The organism is Rhodoglobus sp. GW821-FHT12B09 (genome assembly GCF_058809925.1).
The window spans coordinates 363,236-381,002 of record NZ_JBXATB010000001.1; the positions used below are offsets into that span (position 1 = coordinate 363,236).

A 17,767-nucleotide genomic window follows, 5' to 3' on the forward strand; every position below is an offset into this window, starting at 1 on the left:
GCGGCGCCCCCCGGGGCCCAAAACCTCCGCATGGGCCGAGGGCTAGTGCCCGGCGCTAGTGCCCGGGGCTAGTGGCGCGCTAGTGCCCCGCGCGGTCCCGCTGGGGGACTCGGAGGCCGCTCGCCTGGAGGCGCTGCACGAACTCGCGGACGCCGACCGGGTGCGCGCCGAGTTGGACGAGCTCCTGCCACTTGTGGGCGGGAACGTCGTAGTGGTCGAGGTCGAAGCCCCGGCGGGGGATGCCCGCCCGCGCCGCGAAGGCGTGCAGCTCCTCGAGCGACTCGTCGCTGACGATGTGGGCCCAGACCGTGTTGTGCGCAGGCCAGATGGGCTGGTCGATCAACACCGTCATGCCCCGATTGTAGGCTGGCGGGATGGCACTGACCGTGAAGCAGCTCGTGAACCGGCACGGGGCATTCGTCGCCGCGATGACGGCGCTGCTCGTGGGCGCCGCGCTGATCGTGATCCAGCTCTTGCAGTTCCTCATCGGGGTGATCGCGACGTTCGGCAATGCTGGCGGGTTCCCGATCCTCCAGGTGCTGCTGCTCGCGGTCCCGTTCGCGGTCGGCTTCTTCGTGAGCTTGTGGATCATCGCCCCGATTGCCGAGGAGCTGCGCCTCCCGCACGTCGTCACCCGGGCCATCCTCGCCGCCGGCGTCGCCTCGACCGTCGTGTTCGTCGTGTTCGCCGTCGTGAACGTGGTCGGCGCGGTGAGCTTCGACGGCTACCTGTTCGGGCAGTCGTTCCCGACGGTGCGGTTCGACAGCATTCCGAACGCCCTCGGCAGAGCGCTTGTCACGGCCGCGGCGACCTTCGTGTCGAGCCTCCCGCTCGGCGTACTTGCCGGCGTGCTGCTGTGGATCTGGCGCAAGGACCACCCGCCGCGGCATCCCCTCTCCGGACTCATCGACGAGGTTTGACCGGGGCCTCGCGACCCCGTATGCTTGACCCTTGGTGTCTGCTGGGCCAAGCCCGCATGTCGAACACCGTCAGCTTTCAAAAAGAGGGAAACCAAATGGTTTACGCAATTGTGCGCGCCGGTGGGCGTCAGGAGAAGGTCGAGGTCGGCTCGATCGTCGTTCTCGACCGCATCGCGGCCGACGCCAAGGGCAACGTGGAGCTCGCTCCCGTGCTGCACGTCGATGGTGACAAGATCACCCACGCGGCCAAGGACCTCGCCAAGATCAAGGTCATCGCGGAGGTGCTCGGCGACGAGCGCGGCCCGAAGATCGTGATCCAGAAGTTCAAGAACAAGACCGGATACAAGAAGCGCCAGGGCCACCGCCAGGAGCTCACCCGTATCAAGATCACCAGCATCGCGTAAGGGAGTCGACAGATGGCACACAAAAAGGGCGCAAGCTCCACCCGTAACGGTCGCGACTCCAACGCGCAGTACCTCGGCGTCAAGCGCTTCGGTGGCCAGGTCGTCAAGTCGGGCGAGATCCTCGTCCGCCAGCGCGGCACGCACTTCCACCCGGGCGCCAACGTCGGCCGCGGTGGCGACGACACGCTGTTCGCCCTCGCGGCGGGCGCTGTCGAGTTCGGTGCGAAGGGCGGCCGTAAGGTCGTCAACATCGTTACCGCAGACTAGTTTTCCAGCAGTACCGCGACGGCGAGCTTCGGCTCGCCTTCGCTGTTTAACTGACACGCACAGCAGACAAGAACGGAGAGTGCCATGGCGTCATTCGTCGACCGGGTAACCCTCCACCTCCTCGCGGGGCACGGCGGCAACGGCTGCGTGTCTGTGAAGCGCGAGAAGTTCAAGCCGCTCGCCGGCCCCGACGGCGGCAACGGCGGCGACGGCGGCGACATCGTGCTCGTGAGCGACCCGCAGGTCACCACGCTGCTCGGCTTCCACCGCGCGCCGCACCGCAAGTCTGAGCACGGCCAGCCCGGCCAGGGCGACCACAAGAGCGGTACGTCTGGCGAGGAGATGCTGCTCGCGGTGCCCGTGGGCACGGTCGTGAAGGATGCCGACGGCAACGAGCTCCTCGACATGGCCGAGCCCGGCATGCGCATCGTCGTCGGCCCCGGCGGCCAGGGCGGCCTGGGGAACGCGGCGCTGGCCACGACCAAGCGCAAGGCCCCCGGCTTCGCGCTGCTCGGCACTCCCGGCTTCGAGGGCGACATCAAGCTCGAGCTCAAGACCGTCGCCGACGTCGCCCTCGTGGGCTACCCGTCGGCGGGCAAGTCGAGCCTCGTCGCCGCGATGAGCGCCGCCAAGCCGAAGATCGCCGACTACCCGTTCACCACGCTTCATCCGAACCTCGGCGTCGTCGAGTCGGGGGAGACCCGCTACACGATCGCCGACGTCCCCGGCCTCATCGAGGGCGCGAGCGAGGGCAAGGGCCTCGGCCTGGAGTTCCTCCGCCACGTGGAGCGCTGCACGGCCCTCCTGCACGTGCTCGACTGCGCGACGCTCGAGCCCGGCCGCGACCCGATCAGCGACCTCGACATCATCCTCGGCGAGCTCGCCGCCTACCCTGTCCCGGAGGGCCAGCTCCCGCTCCTCGAGCGCCAGCAGCTCATCGCTCTGAACAAGATCGACGTGCCCGAGGCGCAGGAGCTCGCCGACCTGGTGCGCCCCGAGCTCGAGGCGCGCGGCTACCGCGTGTTCGAGATCTCCGCGGTGTCGCGCAAGGGGCTGCGCGAGCTCTCCTTCGCCCTCGCCGACCTCGTGCAGGCTGATCGGGAGCAGAAGGCCATCGATGCGCCCAAGGCGCGCATCGTCATCCGGCCCCGCGCTGTCAACGAGAAGGAGTTCGAGATCGTCGTGACCGGCGGCTCGTTCGGCAACCTCTACACCGTGGTCGGCGCCAAGCCGGTGCGCTGGGTGCAGCAGACCGACTTCAACAACGACGAGGCCGTCGGCTTCCTGGCCGACCGGCTGGCGAAGCTCGGCGTCGAGGATGAGCTGTTCAAGTCCGGCGCCGTGCCGGGTGCCACCGTGTCCATCGACGGCCGCGAGTTCGGCTGGGAGCCGACGCTCTCCTCCGCCGCCGAGCTCATCACGAGCCCGCGCGGCACGGACGCGCGACTCGACGACAACCAGCGCGACACGAACCGCAAGCGCCGCCTGAGCTACCTCGAGCGCATGGATGCGAAGGCCGCGGCCCGCGCCGAGCTCGAGGCCGAGCGCCGCGCCGGCATCTGGACCGACGACGAGGGCTTCGCTGTCGAGAAGCGCGACGACGAGGACGACGAGGGCTGACCCGCGCGGCTGGCAGAATGGGTGTCACCATGAGCACGCACGCACCCGCCGGCACGAAGCCGCTTCTCGTCGTGAAGCTCGGGTCGAGCTCTGTGACGAAGGACTCCGGGCCCGACACGTCCATCCTCTCTGACGCCCTCGACCAGGCCATCGACGCGATGGCGAGCGGCTGGCAGGTGATCCTCGTCTCGTCGGGCGCCCAGTCGGTGGGCCGCGCCGTGCTCGAGGACGGCGTCCGCGCCATCTCGCCCAAGCTCGCGGCGGCCTTCGGGCAGCCGATCCTCATGGAGTTCTACCGCGCGGAGAGTGCGCGCCGCGGGGCGCAGGTGTGCCAGGTGCTCATCGGCGAGTCCGACCTCCGCTCGTCCGCGCGCATGACGGCGATCGCCGCGGTACTGCACGACTCGCTCGCGGCGGGCATCATCCCGATCGTCAACGGCAACGACCCCACCGACGACGGCAAGACGAACAACGACCTCGTGGCCGCGGGGATCGCGCTCATGACGCAGGCCACCCACCTCCTGCTCCTCACGGACGTGGACGGCGTCTACGAGGGCACCCCGGGAGACGGCGCGCCCCTCGCGGAACTGCACGTCGACGGCATCCACGCCATCAAGTCGCACGCGTCCGGCTCGGGCACGGGCGGCATCAAGTCCAAGCTGCGCGCCGCCGAGAACGCCGCGCGCAACGGCATCGAGACCCGCATCGGCAGTGCCCGCGACCACCGCGCCATCGCCGGGCTCGTCTCGGGGCAGAGCGTCGGCACCCTCATCCGTGCGGCGGAGACGCAGGCCACCGGCTCCCGCAAGTGGATCTCGGGCGGCGCGATCGCCCGCGGCGAGCTCTCCATCAACGTCGAGGCGGAGACCAGCATCGCGAAGGGCTCGAGCCTCTTCGCCTCCGGCATCAAGCGGGTCAAGGGCACCTTCGTCGCGGGCGACGTCGTCGAGCTCGTGAGCCCCCGCGGAAAGCTGCTCGGGCGGGGGACCGTCCGGCTCTCGAGCGACCTCCTCACCCTCATCCGGGCGCTCAAAGTCGATGACATCGCGCGGGTGCTCGTACAGATCATCCGGTTCGGCGCCGGGGTCGACGAGACCGGCGACGAGGATGCCCGGCTCAAGGCCGCGCTCGACCAGTTCGGCGCCCTCGGGCGCGAAGCCCGCCGCCGCCTGCTCATCGAGGTCACCGGACTGTTCCCCGAGGACACCGCCGCCGCCCTCGCCGGCACCCGCAGCATCGAGCCCGCCCACCTGGTCGAGCACTACGCCACCCTCGTGGCGAGCCTCGCGGTCATCCACAACAGCTACCTCGTCGAGTTCCCGGCCGAGGCCGCGCACGGCGAGCTGGTGCGCTAGCTCGTAAACTCGTCCCATGGCCGACACCCTCCTCGACGCGCCCTCGTTCACGCAGAAGCTCACCGCCTCCCGCGAGGCCTCGCGAGTGCTCGCGACGATCACCACCAAGCAAAAGAACGCCGCCCTCGAGGCGATCGCCGACTCCGTGCTGCGCAACGAGAGCCGCATCCTGCCGGCGAACCAGCTCGACCTCGCGAACGGCCGCGAGAACGGAATGTCCGAGGGGCTCCAGGACCGCCTGCGGCTCGACGAGAAGCGCCTCGTCGCCCTGTCCAAGGCCGTGCTCGAGATCGTCGCGCTGCCCGACCCGGTCGGGGACGTCGTGCGCGGCTCGACCCTGGAGAACGGGCTGCAGCTCACCCAGGTGCGGGTGCCGTTCGGCGTCGTCGGCGCCATCTACGAGGCCCGCCCGAACGTCACCATCGACATTGCGGCCCTCGCGCTCAAGAGCGGCAACGCGGTGGTGCTGCGCGGCGGCTCTGCGGCGGAGAACACGAACCGCGTGCTCGTCGAGGTCATCCAGTCCGCACTGGTCGAGACCGGGCTGCCCGCGGAAGCGGTGCAGACCATCGACGAGTTCGGCCGCGACGGCGCGAAGCAGCTCATGCAGGCGCGCGGCTTCGTCGACGTGCTGATCCCGCGCGGGAGTGCCCAGCTGATCAACTCGGTGGTCGCGGAGTCGACCGTGCCCGTGATCGAGACCGGGGCCGGTGTGGTCCACGTCTACCTGGACGAGACCGCCGACGAGACGATGGCCGTCGAGATCGTGCACAACTCGAAGGTCCAGCGGCCGAGTGTGTGCAACGCCCTTGAGACCCTGCTCGTGCACGCGGCATCCGCCCCCCGCCTGCTCCCGCCCGTGCTGGCGCGGCTGCGCGAGTCGGGTGTGGTGGTGCACGGGGATGCCGCCACTCTCGCGCTCTTCGCCGACGCCGTGCCCGCGACCGAGGAGGACTGGGCCGCCGAGTACATGTCGCTGGATATCGCCGTGCGCGTGGTCGACGACCTCGACGCCGCCCTCGATCACATCCGCACCTACTCCACGCACCACACCGAGTCGATCCTCACGAACGACCTCGCGAAGGCGGAGCGGTTCCTCGCGGAGGTCGACTCCGCCGTCGTCATGGTCAACGCCTCGACGCGGTTCACCGACGGCGGCGAGTTCGGCTTCGGCGCCGAGGTGGGCATCTCCACCCAGAAGCTCCACGCGCGCGGGCCGATGGGCCTGCCCGAGCTCACGAGCACGAAGTGGGTCGTGCGCGGAGCCGGCCACGCGCGCGGTTAGAATCGTCTAGAACCCCGAACGGAGAACCGATGTCGCTGCTGGTCACCCTCGTCACCGAGACCGAAGAGCTCGCGCCGCTCATCATGCCGCCGCTCGCGTTCGCGGGCATCGCGGTCGCCGTCTTCCTGCTCCTCGGCTTCGTCACCTGGAGTTTCCGCGACGTGGCGAACCGCCACAGCAACAAGACCGCGAAGAGCGGCGACGCCCACCACGGTGCTGGCCACTAGGGTCTCCCGCTGACAATGGCCGACGATGCACAGCGACGTGCGCGCATCGGCGTCATGGGCGGCACGTTCGACCCGATCCACAACGGCCACCTCGTGGCCGCGAGCGAGGTCCAGCAGAAGTTCGACCTCGACGAGGTGATCTTCGCTCCCACGGGCGAGCCGTGGATGAAGAAGACGGTCACCGAGGGTGAGCACCGCTACCTCATGACGGTCATCGCGACGGCGGCGAATCCGCGCTTCACAGTGAGCCGGGTCGACATCGACCGGGCGGGCCCGACGTACACGATCGACACCCTCCGCGACATCCGGAAGGCCCGGCCCGACGCGGATCTCTTCTTCATCACCGGGGCCGACGCGGTGGCCCAGATCCTCGAGTGGAAGGACGTCGAGGAGGTCTGGTCGCTTGCGCATTTCGTGGCCGTGTCACGTCCCGGACACCCGCTCACTATTAGCGGTTTACCGGAGCAGGGCGTAAGCTCGCTAGAAGTGCCGGCGCTGGCGATCTCATCAACAGATTGCAGGAGCAGGGTCAGTCGGGGGTTCCCCGTCTGGTACTTGGTTCCCGATGGTGTAGTCCAATACATCGCCAAGCACCACTTGTATCGGAGTATGTCATGACCACTTTCCACGACCCGCAGCCGCAATCGCGGCGTGCGGTGCGTCAGAGTGAGCGTGAAGACGGCTCTGAGGCACAGGGCCAGAGCCCGGCATCCCAGTTCACGGCCCCCGCGGGCGATATGTGGGATACCACGTCCCGTCGCGCGGCCCAGCTTCCGCCCGTGTCCTCCCTCTCCGAGGAGGCCACCCCGGGCCGTCGCTCCGCCACCCCGCCGAGCGCCCTCCCCGAGCCCCTCCACTACTCGACGCAGACGAAGTCGGCAGCCCCGGCCAACGACGGCCCCACGTTCCGCTCGCGCGGCACGTCGGCTCCGCAGCCCGTCCCCTTCGACACCTCCGCGCCGCAGCCCGCCTACCGCGTGCGCGACTTCAGCCCCGAGGCCCGCAATTCTCCGGCCGACTCCCGGTGGGGCGAGCCGAACCCGGCACCGACCGTGCCCGTGACGCCCGCGAGCGACCTCGACTACCACACTGAGGCCCGCTTCCGCGCGGCAGCCGCTGCGGCACCCTCTGCCCCGATCTCCGAGGTTCCCGCCTCCGTCGCACCCATCAACAAGATGTGGGCTGCGCCCGCACCCGCCGCGGCGCCCGAGCCCGAGCCTGCGGCATCCGGTGCCTCTGACTTCCCGATCGAGCAGACCCTCACCCGCCGCGAGCTGCGCGCGATGCAGCAGGCCGAGGGGTCGGCCGCACTGCAGTCGCAGCAGCCCGCCGCGCCAGCAGCGCAGGCTGCCGCGCCGGCGCCCGTCACGCAGCAGCCCGCGCCGTCGCCCGTATTCCAGACCCAGCAGCCGGCCGCGCCGGTGCAGCAGCCGGGCTACCAGGCCCAGCAGCCCGCGGTATTCCCGCTCGTCGAGCCCCGCGTGGGCCCGCCGCCCGCCATGCCCCCGGCCGCAGCGGCGCCCGTGTCGGCACCCCCCGCCCTCCCGCCCGTGAGCCAGGCTCCCGCGGCATCCGCGCCGGCCTTCGTGCCCGCGGCACCCACCGCTGCGCCGGTCTCCGCGTCGCCCTTCGACTCGCTCTTCACCGCGCCCGCCGCCCCCGCGCAGCCCGCGCCGGTGGCGGAGGTACCTGCCGAGATCATCCCGGCACCCGTCGACGAGCCCTCGCCGTGGACGCCGCCCACCGGCCACTGGTCCACCCAGCTCACCGCCGAGGACGACGACGACGTCGAGACCACGATCAGCCGCCGCATCGGCAGCGGCTCGACCGCGACGAGCGCACTCGTGCTGCCGTCGATCCCGAACGGCACCGACATCCGCGGCCCGCTCACGAGCACCGGCGAGATCATGCTCACCGGCTCGATCGACCTCCCGCGCAATCTCGCCGCGACCGGTCAGTCCGACCGCTTCGACCGCGGCGCGATCGACGAGCTCTTCGATCTCAGCGACGCTGAAGTGATCTCGACCGACTCGTCTCCCGTCCGCGCCATCCGCGCCGTAAGCACCCACACTTCCGGCCACGGCGTCACCCACACCCAGAAGCCCAAGGGCACGCGCGCTCTCACGGCGCTGCTGATCGCGGCATCCTCGATGGCTGTCGTCGTCGCAGGCCTGCTCGTCGCAGCGTTCGCGTTCAACGTGTTCTGATCCGCTTGAACTCCCTCCACATCCCACTAAGGACCCTGTGACTGCATCCTCGCGCGCGCGCGAACTCCTTCAGGTTGCCGCTCTGGCAGCCGACTCCAAGCAGGGCGAGGATCTGGTGGCGCTCGACGTCTCCGGCCCCCTGCCCCTCACCGACATCTTCTTCCTCGCCACCGGGCGCAACGAGCGCAACGTGCAGGCGATCGCGGGCGAGATCGAGGACAAGATGCTCGAGGCCGGTGCCAAGGCGCTGCGCCGCGAGGGCCGTGCCGAGGGCCGGTGGATCCTGCTCGACTTCGGTGACATCGTCGCGCACGTCTTCCACGAGGAGGACCGCATGTACTACTCGCTCGAGCGCCTCTGGAAAGACTGCCCGGCGATCCCGCTCGAGCTCCCGGTCGCCAAGGCCGCCGAGTAGCGGCTCGGTCCACCACCGCCCGTCCGCGGGCGCGCCCTGCCGTGCCCGCCCGTTGCGCGGGGCCGTTGAGGCTGGAGCCTGATGCCGGAGCTCCTAGCGCCCCCGCATCAACCAGGGCCTCAGCGCCCGGGTGATGAACGGCAGCGCCAGGTACGTCATGATCGGCGACACGATCGTGACGAGCAGCAGCACGCGCAGCGGCAGCAGCCAGTCGTGGGTGAATGGCGCGATCGCCCAGTTGGTCGCGAGACTGAGCGGGTAGAACACCAGGAAGATCGCGATCATCTGCTTCCAGCGAGGCGGTCCGGATGTCGCGGGCGTGATGACCTCGACAGCGGCGGGCGCATCGAACCAGCCCTCGATGCCGGTGCGGCGCTCCTCGGGGGAGTGCTCGACCATGCCGAGGGCGGAGGCCACCCACCAGGCGCGCTCGGGGGAGTTCTGCCAGAGCTCGAGCGACGCGGCATCCGCGAACCTGAAGAGCATGTGCCATTCGGGGCTCTCTGGGTCCGGGCGGACCCACCCGGAGCCGAGGTAGCCGGGCGAGGCGCTCAGCAGGTCCTGGCCGGCGCGGGCCCACGCGGCAACCTCTTTGGCACGCTCCGGATCGACGATGCGGGTGATCGAGACGGTGATGGGTTGTTCGGCCATGGGATACATTCTCGACCGGTTAGGTGCTGGCGCGATCTGTAGTAATCTTGTGGAGTTGCTTTCCGCAAGGGAAGTGATGGGTCCATGGCGCAGCCCGGTAGCGCACCTGCATGGCATGCAGGGGGTCAGGGGTTCGAATCCCCTTGGATCCACAAAAAACGAAAGAGCGCCACCCCACAGGGTGGCGCTCTTTCAACGTTGTGGCGCCTAGGGCCGTCCGAACACCGGCTCTGCCGGCGCGGGCACGTAGCGGCCGCCCTCGACGATCGCCCGGATGCGCTCCACGGGGAACTTCGGCACGCGGTTCTCGTCGGTGAGGCCGTTGGTCTCCTGAGCGGTGTCGGTGAGCTGCGTGTAGCACCAGCCCGCGAGGCCCTCGCACTCGCGCACGGCGGCGAAGAGGCCGGTCAGGTGCTCCTCGAAGTGGTCGTGCGACTCGACGAGCCGGTAGCCCCACGCCTCGCTTCCCGGCGGCTCGATGCTGACGCCGCCGAACTCGCTCAGTATCACGGGCTTGGCCGCGGTGTGCGCGCTCTCCTCCGGCGAGCCGACGAGCATCCGGCGGCCGCTCGGCGCGATGAGCTCGATGCTGCGCCGGAGCGCCTCGGGGGTGCCGTAGGAGGCGAGCAGCCGCGCGGAGTCGTTCTCGTAGTCGTGGACAGTCAGGAGGTCGGAGCGGGTGTGCTCCCAGCCGTCGTTGGAGATGACGAGACGGGTGTCGTCGAGGCTCTTGGTGAGGTGGTAGAGGGCGCGAACGAGGTCGCGCTGCCGGGCATCCGTCGCAAGATTCTGCACGCCCCAGCTCTCGTTGAAGGGCACCCACGCGACGATGCTGGGGTGCGAGCTGTCACGGCGCACGACCTCGGTCCACTCGGCGACGATGCGCCCGGATGCCGTGCTCGAGAACTCGTAGGCGCTCGGCATCTCCACCCAGACCAGCAGGCCGAGGCGGTCGGCCCAGTAGAGGAACCGCGGGTCCTCGATCTTCTGGTGCACCCGCACGGTGGTGAACCCGAGGCTCTTGATGAGCTCGACCTCGGCGCGCAGCGCATCGGCGCCGGGTGCGGCGAGATGCGATTGCGCCCAGTAGCCCTGCGAGAGCACGCCGCGCACCTCGTAGGGGCGCTCGTTGAGCAGGAACCGGCCGCCGCCCTCGCCAACCTCACGGAACCCGAGGTAGGAGCGCACCACGTCCGGCTCGAGGCCCGGTGCCTCGAGGTCGAGCTGGGCGTCGACGAGGGTGGGGCTCTCCGGCGACCACAGGTAGTCGCCGATGGCCTGGCCGTTGCGCAGGGCGGGGAGCGTCAAGACGGTGGTGGAGTCCGTGGTCGTCAGGGCCGTCGTCTGGTCCGCCAGGACGTCAGAGCCGGCGCGCAGGATGACGCGCAGCCGGGTCCCGGGGCGGGGAGGTCCGGCCAGCTCTACGGAGAGGGTCGCCGTCGCATCCGCGATGCTGGTCGCCCAGGCGAGCCGCCGCACGTGCTGCTGCGGCACCGACTCGAGCCAGACCGGCTGCCAGATGCCGCTCGTCCTGTCGTACCAGACGACGTGCCGATCTTCCGCCCAGTCCTGCTTGCCGCGGGGCTGCGCGAGGTCATGCGGGTCGTCCTCGACGCGGACCACGATGTCGAAGCCGCCGTCGGCCGCGGGGACCTCTGCCGAGAACGGCGTGTGACCGCCCTCGTGGTGGGCGACCAGCCGCCCGCCGGCCCAGACGTCCGCGCGGTAGTCGACCGCGCCGAAGTGCAGGAGAAGGCGCCGCCCGGGGGCGTAGCCGGCGGCCGCGATCTCGGCCGCGGTCACCGTGCGGCGGTACCAGAGCACGCGGTGGAACCCGGTGTCGCCGATGCCGGAGGCGGGGGACTCGGGCGGGAACGGCACGGTGATGGTGCGCCCGAAGGGCTCCGCCGTGGTCGCCCAGCCGAGGGCGAGCCCCTCGTCCGCGTCGTCGAACTCGAACTGCCAGGCGCCGTCGAGGCCCGTCCACCCGGGCCGCACCAGTTGCGGGCGAGGGTACGACCCGTCCGGATCGGTCGACGGTGTGCCAGGTGTTTCACGCATGGGAGAACCATATGGGAAGCATCCAGCGCTGTAAAGCTCTAGGTCGTGGCGCGCGCCTCGATGGAGTGCGGCACGATCTCGTGGCGGCCGACGCCGTCGTAGCCCTGCATGCGGTCCTCGAGGAGCGCGAAGGCGCGGGCGGCGAGGGCGCGCTTGTCCGGCGAGACGGAGGAGAGCGCGGGGGTGCTGTAGCGGGCGACCGCCGTGTCATCCCAGCCCAGTACCGACACGTCCTCGGGAACGCGCACCCCGGCCCGGCCGAGCGCCCTCAGGGCGGCCATGGCGAACAGGTCGTCGCGGCAGAGCACGGCGTCGAAGGCGACTCCGGATTCCACGGCGGCGGTGAGAGCCCGCACGCCGTCCTCGATCGAGAAGCCCTCGCTCTGCAGCACGAGCCGGGGGTCGAGCTCGACGCCGGCCGCGAGAAGGGCCTCCTGGTAGCCGAGGAGGCGCAGGTGCGTGGACTCGGTGATATCACCGCGGACCGTCGCGAGGAAGGCGATCCTGGAGCGCCCGCCGCGGAGCAGCATCTCCACCCCGTCGCGGGCCGCGCGGGTGTTGTCGATCATGACATGGTCGGTATTCACCGGTCGTGCGGCCTCGCCGAGCAGCACCAGCGGGGTTCCGGGGCGCAGCCGCGCGATCTCGAGAGTGTCGATGCGGGCGGGGTGGAAGATCACGCCGTCGACCAGTCCCTCCTCGCGGTCGCGGATCACCGCGCGCTCGGCCTCGACGTCGTTGAGCGTCTGCTCGACGAGGATGCGGTAGCCGTGGCGTCCCGCCTCCTCGCCGATGTAGCGCGCCATCTCGGCGAAGTAGAACTGGTCGATCTCGGGGATCGCGAGCGCGATCATGCCCGTCTTGCCGGTCGCAAGCCTCCGGGCCGTCAGGTTGGGGCGGTAGCCGAGCTCGTCGATCGCCGACTGCACCTTGCTGCGCATCGCGGGCGACACGTGCTCGTAGTCGTGGACGACGTTCGAGACCGTCTTCATCGACACGCCGGCCAGGTCCGCCACGTCCTGAAGGCGAACGCGTCCGGCGGACCTATCCGTTGTCATGGCCACATCCTAAGGTGCCCGCCACGCGCAACTCGGTATTCGTTGACATTTACAGCGCTATAGATTAGCGTCCCACTCAACTGAGCTACCCCCGACGGTCGACGACGACCGCACCCCCGCGCGATGATGCCGCCGGGACCGGGGATGCTCCTGGCACCAGGAGAGAGACATGAAGAAACGCAGCGCCGCGGTAGCCGTCTTCGCGGCTGCCGCACTCGTGCTGAGCGGATGCAGCGCCGCCCAGACGGAGTCCGGTGAGCACACGATCACGTTCATGGGCTGGGGGTCCGACACCGAGATCGCCGTCTTCAACGACATGATCGCGCAGTACGAGGACAAGTACCCGAACGTGAAGGTCGACTACATCACGGTCCCGGCTGCCGACTTCCAGACGAAGTTGCAGACCATGATCGCGAGCAACAAGACCCCGGACGTGTTCTACCTCGCGCCCGAGAATGTCATGCCCTTCGCGAGCAGCGGCATCATCGCCGACCTGACCGACTACGTCGACAACAACGACCTCTTCGATCCGGCGAACGTGTGGCAGAAGGCCATCGACATGTACCGCTACGACGGCACGACGCCGGGCAAGGGCGCGGTCTACGGCCTGCCCAAGGACATCGGCCCGTTCGCGCTCGCCTACAACAAGGACCTCTTCGACGCGGCCGGCGTGACCGCCCCCGACCCCGAGAGCCCGTGGACCTGGGACGAGTTCGTTGCCGCAGCCAAGAAGCTCACCTCCGGCACCGGCGACGACAAGGTGTACGGCTCCGCCCCGTACTCCCTTGAGTCGGCGGTCTGGTCCAACGGCGCCGACTGGCTCAACGCAGACCACACCAAGGTGACGGTCACCGACCCGAAGTTCACCGAGGCGCTCCAGTGGGTTGCCGACCTGAGCCTCAAGGAGGGCGTGGTGCCGACGAGCGAGGAGGAGAGCTCGCTGCCGAGCTTCCAGCGCTTCATGGACGGCAAGGTCGCCATGATGGGCGTGGGCCCGTGGAATCAGGGCGGCTTCTGGGCCGACGCCAAGTTCAACTGGGACCTCATGCCCTGGCCGGTCAGCCCCGCCACGGGCGAGCGCGCCGTCTGGTACGGCGGCATCGGCTTCGGTGTTGCGAACTCCAGCAAGGACAAGGAGGACGCGTCGAACCTCGCCGCCTTCCTCGCCTTCAACGAGGACGCGCAGCGCACCAACATGGAGCAGGGCCAGGCGGTGCCGAACCTCATCGACATGGCGAAGAACGAGTACCTGACGTCGGACAAGGCCCCGGCGAACAAGGAGGAGTTCATCCGCATCATCGAGGACTACGGCCGCCGCGCGACCCAGACCTACACCTACAACAGCGAGTGGTTCGGGCTCTTCAACTCCAACCTCGCGAGCGTGTGGACCGGTGAGCAGACCGCCGAGGAGTACGCGGCCTCGGTGCAGGACGAGATGCAGCAGATGCTCGACGAGGGCATCGCCGAGCAGACAAAGTAGTCCGAGATCGACAACTCGGGGCGCGTGGCCGCATCAGCCACGCGCCCCGTTCTTTCAGGAGGAACTCGCCAATGACGACGATGACAACCAGGCGGACGCAGAACCTGCGCCGGCGCGAGCGCATCTGGGGCGTGCTGTTCGTCACGCCGATCGGGCTTCAGGTGCTCCTGTTCTGCATAGTGCCCATCGGCATCGCGATCGTCGCCGGCTTCACCAACTGGAACGTCATCAAGGGCACCTACGACTTCATCGGCCTGGACAACTTCTTCGAGTTCCTGACGGACAAGTACTTCTGGATCTCCGCGGGCAACACGGTGTTCATGCTGATACCCATCCCGTTCTACCTGTTCTTCGGCATCCTGTTCGCGCTCGGCAGCCACCGCGGCACTCCGGGCAGCACGGTGTTCCGCATCCTCTTCTTCCTGCCGTACATCTCCTCGATCGTCGCCCTCGTGGTGATGTGGAAGTGGCTGTTCAACTACCAGTACGGCCTCGTCAACCAGCTGCTGGCGGGCGTCGGGATCCAGGGCCCCGACTGGCTCGGGGATCCGGCCTGGATCAAGACCACCATCGTGATCATGATCGTCTGGAAGATGATCGGGATCACGTCGATCTACGTGCTCGCGGCGCTCAAGAACATCCCCGAGGTCTACTACGAGGCGGCGCGGCTCGACGGCGCGTCGCCGTTCCGGATGTTCTTCCAGATCACCCTGCCCATGCTGTCCCCGGCGATCTTCTTCCTCACGATCGTCGGGATCATCGGCTCGCTGCAGACGTTCGTCGAGGTGCAGCTCTTCACCTCCGACGGCGGGCGCAACTACAGCGCGGCGACGATCACGTACTACATCTGGCAGAAGGCGTTCGTCTCCAACGAGCTGGGCCTCGCCTTCGCCACCGCGTTCTTCTTCGCCCTCGCGATCCTCGGGCTGACCCTGATCCAGTTCCGCCTCTCGCGGCGCTGGGTCTACGAGGGGGAGTGACCGTGGCGCGCACGAACACCGCCGCCCGTCGCACGGGCACCGCCGTCTCCTTCCTCCTGATGCTGGCCGGCGGCGTCAGCATGGTCCTGCCGTTCCTCTGGATGCTCTCCACCTCGCTCAAGCAGTCGAACCTCGTGTTCGGGCCGCCGCAGTGGATCCCCGACCCGGTCGACTGGGCGAACTACGCCGAGATCTGGGATGCCGCGCCGCTCGCCACCGGACTGCTCAACAGCGCCATCGTCACAGTGCTCGTGGTGGTGGTCGGCACCTTCTCGTCGACGATGGCCGCGTTCGCCTTCGCCAAGCTCGACTTCCCCCACAAGCGCGCGCTCTTCGTCGCGCTGCTGGCGACGATCATGATCCCGCTGGTCGTGCTGATCCTTCCCCAGTTCCTTGTCTACGCCCAGATCGGCTGGCTCGACACCCTGCTCCCGCTGATCGTGCCCGGCCTGCTGGGCAACGTGACGATGATCTTCTTCCTGCGGCAGTACATGCTCGGCATCGCCACCGAGCTCATGGAGGCGGCCAAGATCGACGGCGCCGGGTTCTTCCGCATCTACTGGAGCATCTTCCTGCCGCTGTGCAAGCCGGCGATCGCCGCGAACGTGATCATCGTGTTCATGGCCACCTGGAACGACTACCTCGGCCCGCTCATCTTCACGAGTTCGCCCGAGAACTCGACGGTCCAGCTCGTGATCGCCTCGCTCAACTCCTACTACGCCGAGCAGACCGACTTCCCGCTCATCATGGCCGCGTCGATCGTCGCCGTCCTGCCGGTCGTCGTGCTGTTCACCATCGCCCAGAAGTACTTCGTGGAGTCCTTCGCGTTCACCGGGATCAAGGGATGACCGACTACCGCAACCCCATCCAGCGGGCAGGCGACTTCGCCGACCCCTTCGTCCTCCGCTACGACGGCGTCTACTATCTGTACTGCACCAATCCCGACGTCAGGTGCTGGAGCTCGCGCGATCTGGTGGAGTGGCAGCTCGAGGGGCCGTCGATCGAGGAGGGCGCGTTCCCCGGGCTCGTTCCGTTCGCGCCGGAGGTGGTCTACTCCAACGGGTCGTTCTACATGTACACCTCGCCCTCGGGGCACGGGCACTTCGTGCTCAGGTCGGACTCGCCCACCGGCCCGTTCCGAGTGGTCTCGGAGAACGTCGGGCACGCCATCGACGGCAACGTGCTCATCGACGACGACGGCCGGTGGTACTTCTACTGGGCGGGCGATGAGGGCATCTGGGGCTGTGAGATGCCGTCGCCGACGGAGTTCGGCGAGCCCGTGCTCACGGGCATCCACATGAACGGCTGGACCGAGGGCCCGTTCGTCGGCAAGCGCGACGGCGCCTACTGGATGACGCTGACCGGCAACCACTACCTCAGCGCCGGTTACCGCATCGACGCGGCCTACAGCGCGAGTCCGCTGAGCGGCTACCGGCCGGACCCGCTCAACCCGATCCTGGTCGGCGCCGACGGGCCGGCAGTCGGGCTCGGCCACAGCAGCAGCGTGACGGGCCCGGACCTCGTCTCGACCTACCTCGTCTACCACAACCTCAATCCCGACGAGACCCGCGACCTCGACCTCGACCGTCAGGTCTGGAGCGGGGGCAGGCTCCAGGTGCTCGGCCCGACGACGTCGGCGCCCGTGCCTAGCGCTCCGGATGCCACGGGCGCGGCGGTCTGGCAGACCGAGCTGCCTGCGCACTTCACCGCCGAGCTCAACCTCACGGCGGGCGACGGCGCCTACGGCATCTCGATCGGGGACTCGCTTGAGCTGCGCGTGGACCCCGCCGCCGGCACCGTCAGCGCGGGTGCGCGCGGCTCGAGCGCGCTGCCGCGGGACTACGTCCACGGAGCGCTGCACTGCTGGCGCCTGGTCCGGGACGGCGAGGAGCTGCGGGTGTTCGTCGACGGCCGGGCTCAGTTGACGGTTCGGGATGCCCCGGCCGGGGCATCCCGGATCGCGCTGTTCGGCGCTGTGGCCGCCGGGCACGCCGCTCTCACCCTCACCACGGCGGAGCGCGCCGACCGCGAGGCCGCCAAGCCGGTGCCCGGCCGCTTCTGGGCGGGGCTCGGGACGGGCGACGCCCAGCCCGAGGCCGAGGGTGTGCGCCTGCGCGCCGGAACGACGGTCTCCTATGACCTCCACGTGCAGCAGGCCGGCCCTTCCGGCCTCTACCTCGCGGGCGAGTTCGGGGCGGACGACGCGATCGCCGTCGACCTGGACGGGTCGCAGTACGAGCTCCGCGCCGACCGGATGTCCGTTCCCGTGCAGCTGGACGCCGATGTGCGCCGACTCACGCTCAGGGGAGTCGCGGGCGCCCCGCTCGTGCGCCTCGTGACGATCGCGCCCCGGCCGGAGCCAGGTCGGTCGGCCGCCGCTGACGAAACCGCCTCGGGCACGGGCAAGAGGCTCGTCGCCGGGCCCTACGACGACGCCGAGATCACGGCGTCGCTGTCCGTCGAGTTCCCGGCGCCGCTGGGGCACGCCGACCTGATCCTGCGGGCGAGCCAGCTCTCCGAGGGCGGGGAGGGCGACGACACGGTTCTCGGCAGGAACTTCCTGCTCGGGTACTCGGTGCAGCTGCACCACGACCGTGTGGTGCTCGCCCGGCACGACTACGACGAGCGCGTGCTCGCCGAGCACCGGATGCCCGTCGAGGCCTCTCGCCCGCACCTGCTCGTGGTGCGCGCGGTCGGCAGCACCATCGGCGTCGAGCTCGACGGCGCCGCGGTGATCCAGGTCGACGACGACCTGCCGCACCCGATCGGCAGCGTCGGCCTTCGCACCGACAACGCCGTCCTGCGAGTCGAGAGGCTGCAGGTCGAACCGCTGTAAG

Annotated in this window: 18 protein-coding genes and 1 tRNA gene; 15 read left to right on the forward strand and 4 right to left on the reverse strand. The window is 69.3% G+C overall.

Translation table 11 applies throughout. The features are described from left to right. Positions 1–79: 79 nt before the first annotated feature. Positions 80–352, reverse strand: coding sequence for a DUF4031 domain-containing protein (locus AC1RTC_RS01845; protein WP_493153751.1), 273 nt, complete (start codon positions 350–352; stop codon positions 80–82). Positions 353–374: 22 nt separating this feature from the next. Here AC1RTC_RS01845 and AC1RTC_RS01850 point away from each other — a divergent pair, with 22 nt between their 5' ends. The 10 genes from AC1RTC_RS01850 (at position 375) to rsfS (ending at position 8,700) form a co-directional block, all read left to right on the forward strand. After that, entirely contained in the window at positions 375–920 is a 546-nt protein-coding gene (locus AC1RTC_RS01850; protein ID WP_493153752.1) for a hypothetical protein, read from the forward strand. Between the two features lie 95 nt (positions 921–1,015). Next, on the forward strand, positions 1,016–1,324 hold the full coding sequence (gene rplU, locus AC1RTC_RS01855; RefSeq protein ID WP_493153753.1) for a 50S ribosomal protein L21: 309 nt from the start codon (positions 1,016–1,018) through the stop codon (positions 1,322–1,324). A gap of 12 nt (positions 1,325–1,336) precedes the next feature. Then, positions 1,337–1,591, forward strand: coding sequence for a 50S ribosomal protein L27 (rpmA, locus tag AC1RTC_RS01860; protein WP_493153754.1), 255 nt, complete (start codon positions 1,337–1,339; stop codon positions 1,589–1,591). Positions 1,592–1,675: 84 nt separating this feature from the next. Further along, on the forward strand, positions 1,676–3,211 hold the full coding sequence (gene obgE, locus AC1RTC_RS01865) for a GTPase ObgE (protein WP_493153755.1): 1,536 nt from the start codon (positions 1,676–1,678) through the stop codon (positions 3,209–3,211). Between the two features lie 29 nt (positions 3,212–3,240). Next, the gene (gene proB / locus AC1RTC_RS01870) at positions 3,241–4,566 is read left to right on the forward strand and encodes a glutamate 5-kinase (protein ID WP_493153756.1); all 1,326 of its coding nucleotides are present in this window, start codon (positions 3,241–3,243) and stop codon (positions 4,564–4,566) included. Positions 4,567–4,582: 16 nt separating this feature from the next. After that, positions 4,583–5,851: a glutamate-5-semialdehyde dehydrogenase gene (locus AC1RTC_RS01875; protein WP_493153757.1), complete on the forward strand. Its 1,269-nt coding sequence runs from the start codon at positions 4,583–4,585 to the stop codon at positions 5,849–5,851. A gap of 29 nt (positions 5,852–5,880) precedes the next feature. Continuing rightward, positions 5,881–6,078: a hypothetical protein gene (locus AC1RTC_RS01880; RefSeq protein WP_493153758.1), complete on the forward strand. Its 198-nt coding sequence runs from the start codon at positions 5,881–5,883 to the stop codon at positions 6,076–6,078. Positions 6,079–6,093: 15 nt separating this feature from the next. Further along, positions 6,094–6,696 (forward strand): nicotinate-nucleotide adenylyltransferase, encoded by a 603-nt coding sequence (gene nadD / locus AC1RTC_RS01885; RefSeq protein ID WP_493153759.1) that lies wholly within the window; start codon positions 6,094–6,096, stop codon positions 6,694–6,696. A gap of 161 nt (positions 6,697–6,857) precedes the next feature. After that, the gene (locus tag AC1RTC_RS01890; RefSeq protein WP_493153760.1) at positions 6,858–8,285 is read left to right on the forward strand and encodes a hypothetical protein; all 1,428 of its coding nucleotides are present in this window, start codon (positions 6,858–6,860) and stop codon (positions 8,283–8,285) included. Between the two features lie 37 nt (positions 8,286–8,322). Next, a complete protein-coding gene (rsfS, locus tag AC1RTC_RS01895) occupies positions 8,323–8,700 on the forward strand; it encodes a ribosome silencing factor (RefSeq protein ID WP_493153761.1) in 378 nt (125 codons plus the stop codon). A gap of 93 nt (positions 8,701–8,793) precedes the next feature. Here the strand turns inward: rsfS and AC1RTC_RS01900 are convergent, their stop codons facing one another. Beyond that, positions 8,794–9,351 (reverse strand): antibiotic biosynthesis monooxygenase, encoded by a 558-nt coding sequence (locus tag AC1RTC_RS01900; protein WP_493153762.1) that lies wholly within the window; start codon positions 9,349–9,351, stop codon positions 8,794–8,796. Between the two features lie 78 nt (positions 9,352–9,429). On the opposite strand from AC1RTC_RS01900, the gene AC1RTC_RS01905 reads away from it, so the two are divergent. Then, positions 9,430–9,503: transfer RNA gene (locus AC1RTC_RS01905), tRNA-Ala, on the forward strand. Positions 9,504–9,558: 55 nt separating this feature from the next. On the opposite strand, the gene AC1RTC_RS01910 is transcribed toward AC1RTC_RS01905, so the two are convergent. After that, a complete protein-coding gene (locus tag AC1RTC_RS01910) occupies positions 9,559–11,412 on the reverse strand; it encodes a glycoside hydrolase family 2 TIM barrel-domain containing protein (protein WP_493153763.1) in 1,854 nt (617 codons plus the stop codon). Between the two features lie 38 nt (positions 11,413–11,450). After that, a complete protein-coding gene (locus AC1RTC_RS01915; protein ID WP_493153764.1) occupies positions 11,451–12,470 on the reverse strand; it encodes a LacI family DNA-binding transcriptional regulator in 1,020 nt (339 codons plus the stop codon). Positions 12,471–12,639: 169 nt separating this feature from the next. Here AC1RTC_RS01915 and AC1RTC_RS01920 point away from each other — a divergent pair, with 169 nt between their 5' ends. From AC1RTC_RS01920 to AC1RTC_RS01935, 4 genes are all read left to right on the forward strand, one after another. Next, a complete protein-coding gene (locus AC1RTC_RS01920; RefSeq protein WP_493153765.1) occupies positions 12,640–13,950 on the forward strand; it encodes an ABC transporter substrate-binding protein in 1,311 nt (436 codons plus the stop codon). Between the two features lie 71 nt (positions 13,951–14,021). Then, positions 14,022–14,930: a carbohydrate ABC transporter permease gene (locus tag AC1RTC_RS01925; RefSeq protein ID WP_493153766.1), complete on the forward strand. Its 909-nt coding sequence runs from the start codon at positions 14,022–14,024 to the stop codon at positions 14,928–14,930. A gap of 2 nt (positions 14,931–14,932) precedes the next feature. Continuing rightward, complete coding sequence (locus AC1RTC_RS01930; RefSeq protein WP_493153767.1) at positions 14,933–15,778, forward strand: carbohydrate ABC transporter permease; 846 nt, start codon at positions 14,933–14,935, stop codon at positions 15,776–15,778. Then, the gene (locus tag AC1RTC_RS01935) at positions 15,775–17,766 is read left to right on the forward strand and encodes a glycoside hydrolase family 43 protein (protein ID WP_493153768.1); all 1,992 of its coding nucleotides are present in this window, start codon (positions 15,775–15,777) and stop codon (positions 17,764–17,766) included. Before AC1RTC_RS01930 ends, AC1RTC_RS01935 begins: the two co-directional genes overlap by 4 nt. Position 17,767: the final 1 nt, after the last annotated feature.

Excerpts from the sequence above, each read along its gene's own strand:
- AC1RTC_RS01850 (WP_493153752.1), top strand. The coding sequence starts at position 375 with ATGGCACTGACCGTGAAGCAGCTCGTGAACCGGCACGGGGCATTCGTC.
- AC1RTC_RS01915 (WP_493153764.1), bottom strand. The coding sequence starts at position 12,470 with ATGACAACGGATAGGTCCGCCGGACGCGTTCGCCTTCAGGACGTGGCG.
- AC1RTC_RS01845 (WP_493153751.1), bottom strand. The coding sequence starts at position 352 with ATGACGGTGTTGATCGACCAGCCCATCTGGCCTGCGCACAACACGGTC.
- AC1RTC_RS01910 (WP_493153763.1), bottom strand. The coding sequence starts at position 11,412 with ATGCGTGAAACACCTGGCACACCGTCGACCGATCCGGACGGGTCGTAC.
- rpmA (WP_493153754.1), top strand. The coding sequence starts at position 1,337 with ATGGCACACAAAAAGGGCGCAAGCTCCACCCGTAACGGTCGCGACTCC.
- nadD (WP_493153759.1), top strand. The coding sequence starts at position 6,094 with ATGGCCGACGATGCACAGCGACGTGCGCGCATCGGCGTCATGGGCGGC.
- AC1RTC_RS01875 (WP_493153757.1), top strand. The coding sequence starts at position 4,583 with ATGGCCGACACCCTCCTCGACGCGCCCTCGTTCACGCAGAAGCTCACC.
- obgE (WP_493153755.1), top strand. The coding sequence starts at position 1,676 with ATGGCGTCATTCGTCGACCGGGTAACCCTCCACCTCCTCGCGGGGCAC.
- AC1RTC_RS01920 (WP_493153765.1), top strand. The coding sequence starts at position 12,640 with ATGAAGAAACGCAGCGCCGCGGTAGCCGTCTTCGCGGCTGCCGCACTC.
- proB (WP_493153756.1), top strand. The coding sequence starts at position 3,241 with ATGAGCACGCACGCACCCGCCGGCACGAAGCCGCTTCTCGTCGTGAAG.
- AC1RTC_RS01935 (WP_493153768.1), top strand. The coding sequence starts at position 15,775 with ATGACCGACTACCGCAACCCCATCCAGCGGGCAGGCGACTTCGCCGAC.
- AC1RTC_RS01900 (WP_493153762.1), bottom strand. The coding sequence starts at position 9,351 with ATGGCCGAACAACCCATCACCGTCTCGATCACCCGCATCGTCGATCCG.
- AC1RTC_RS01925 (WP_493153766.1), top strand. The coding sequence starts at position 14,022 with ATGACGACGATGACAACCAGGCGGACGCAGAACCTGCGCCGGCGCGAG.
- AC1RTC_RS01880 (WP_493153758.1), top strand. The coding sequence starts at position 5,881 with ATGTCGCTGCTGGTCACCCTCGTCACCGAGACCGAAGAGCTCGCGCCG.
- rplU (WP_493153753.1), top strand. The coding sequence starts at position 1,016 with ATGGTTTACGCAATTGTGCGCGCCGGTGGGCGTCAGGAGAAGGTCGAG.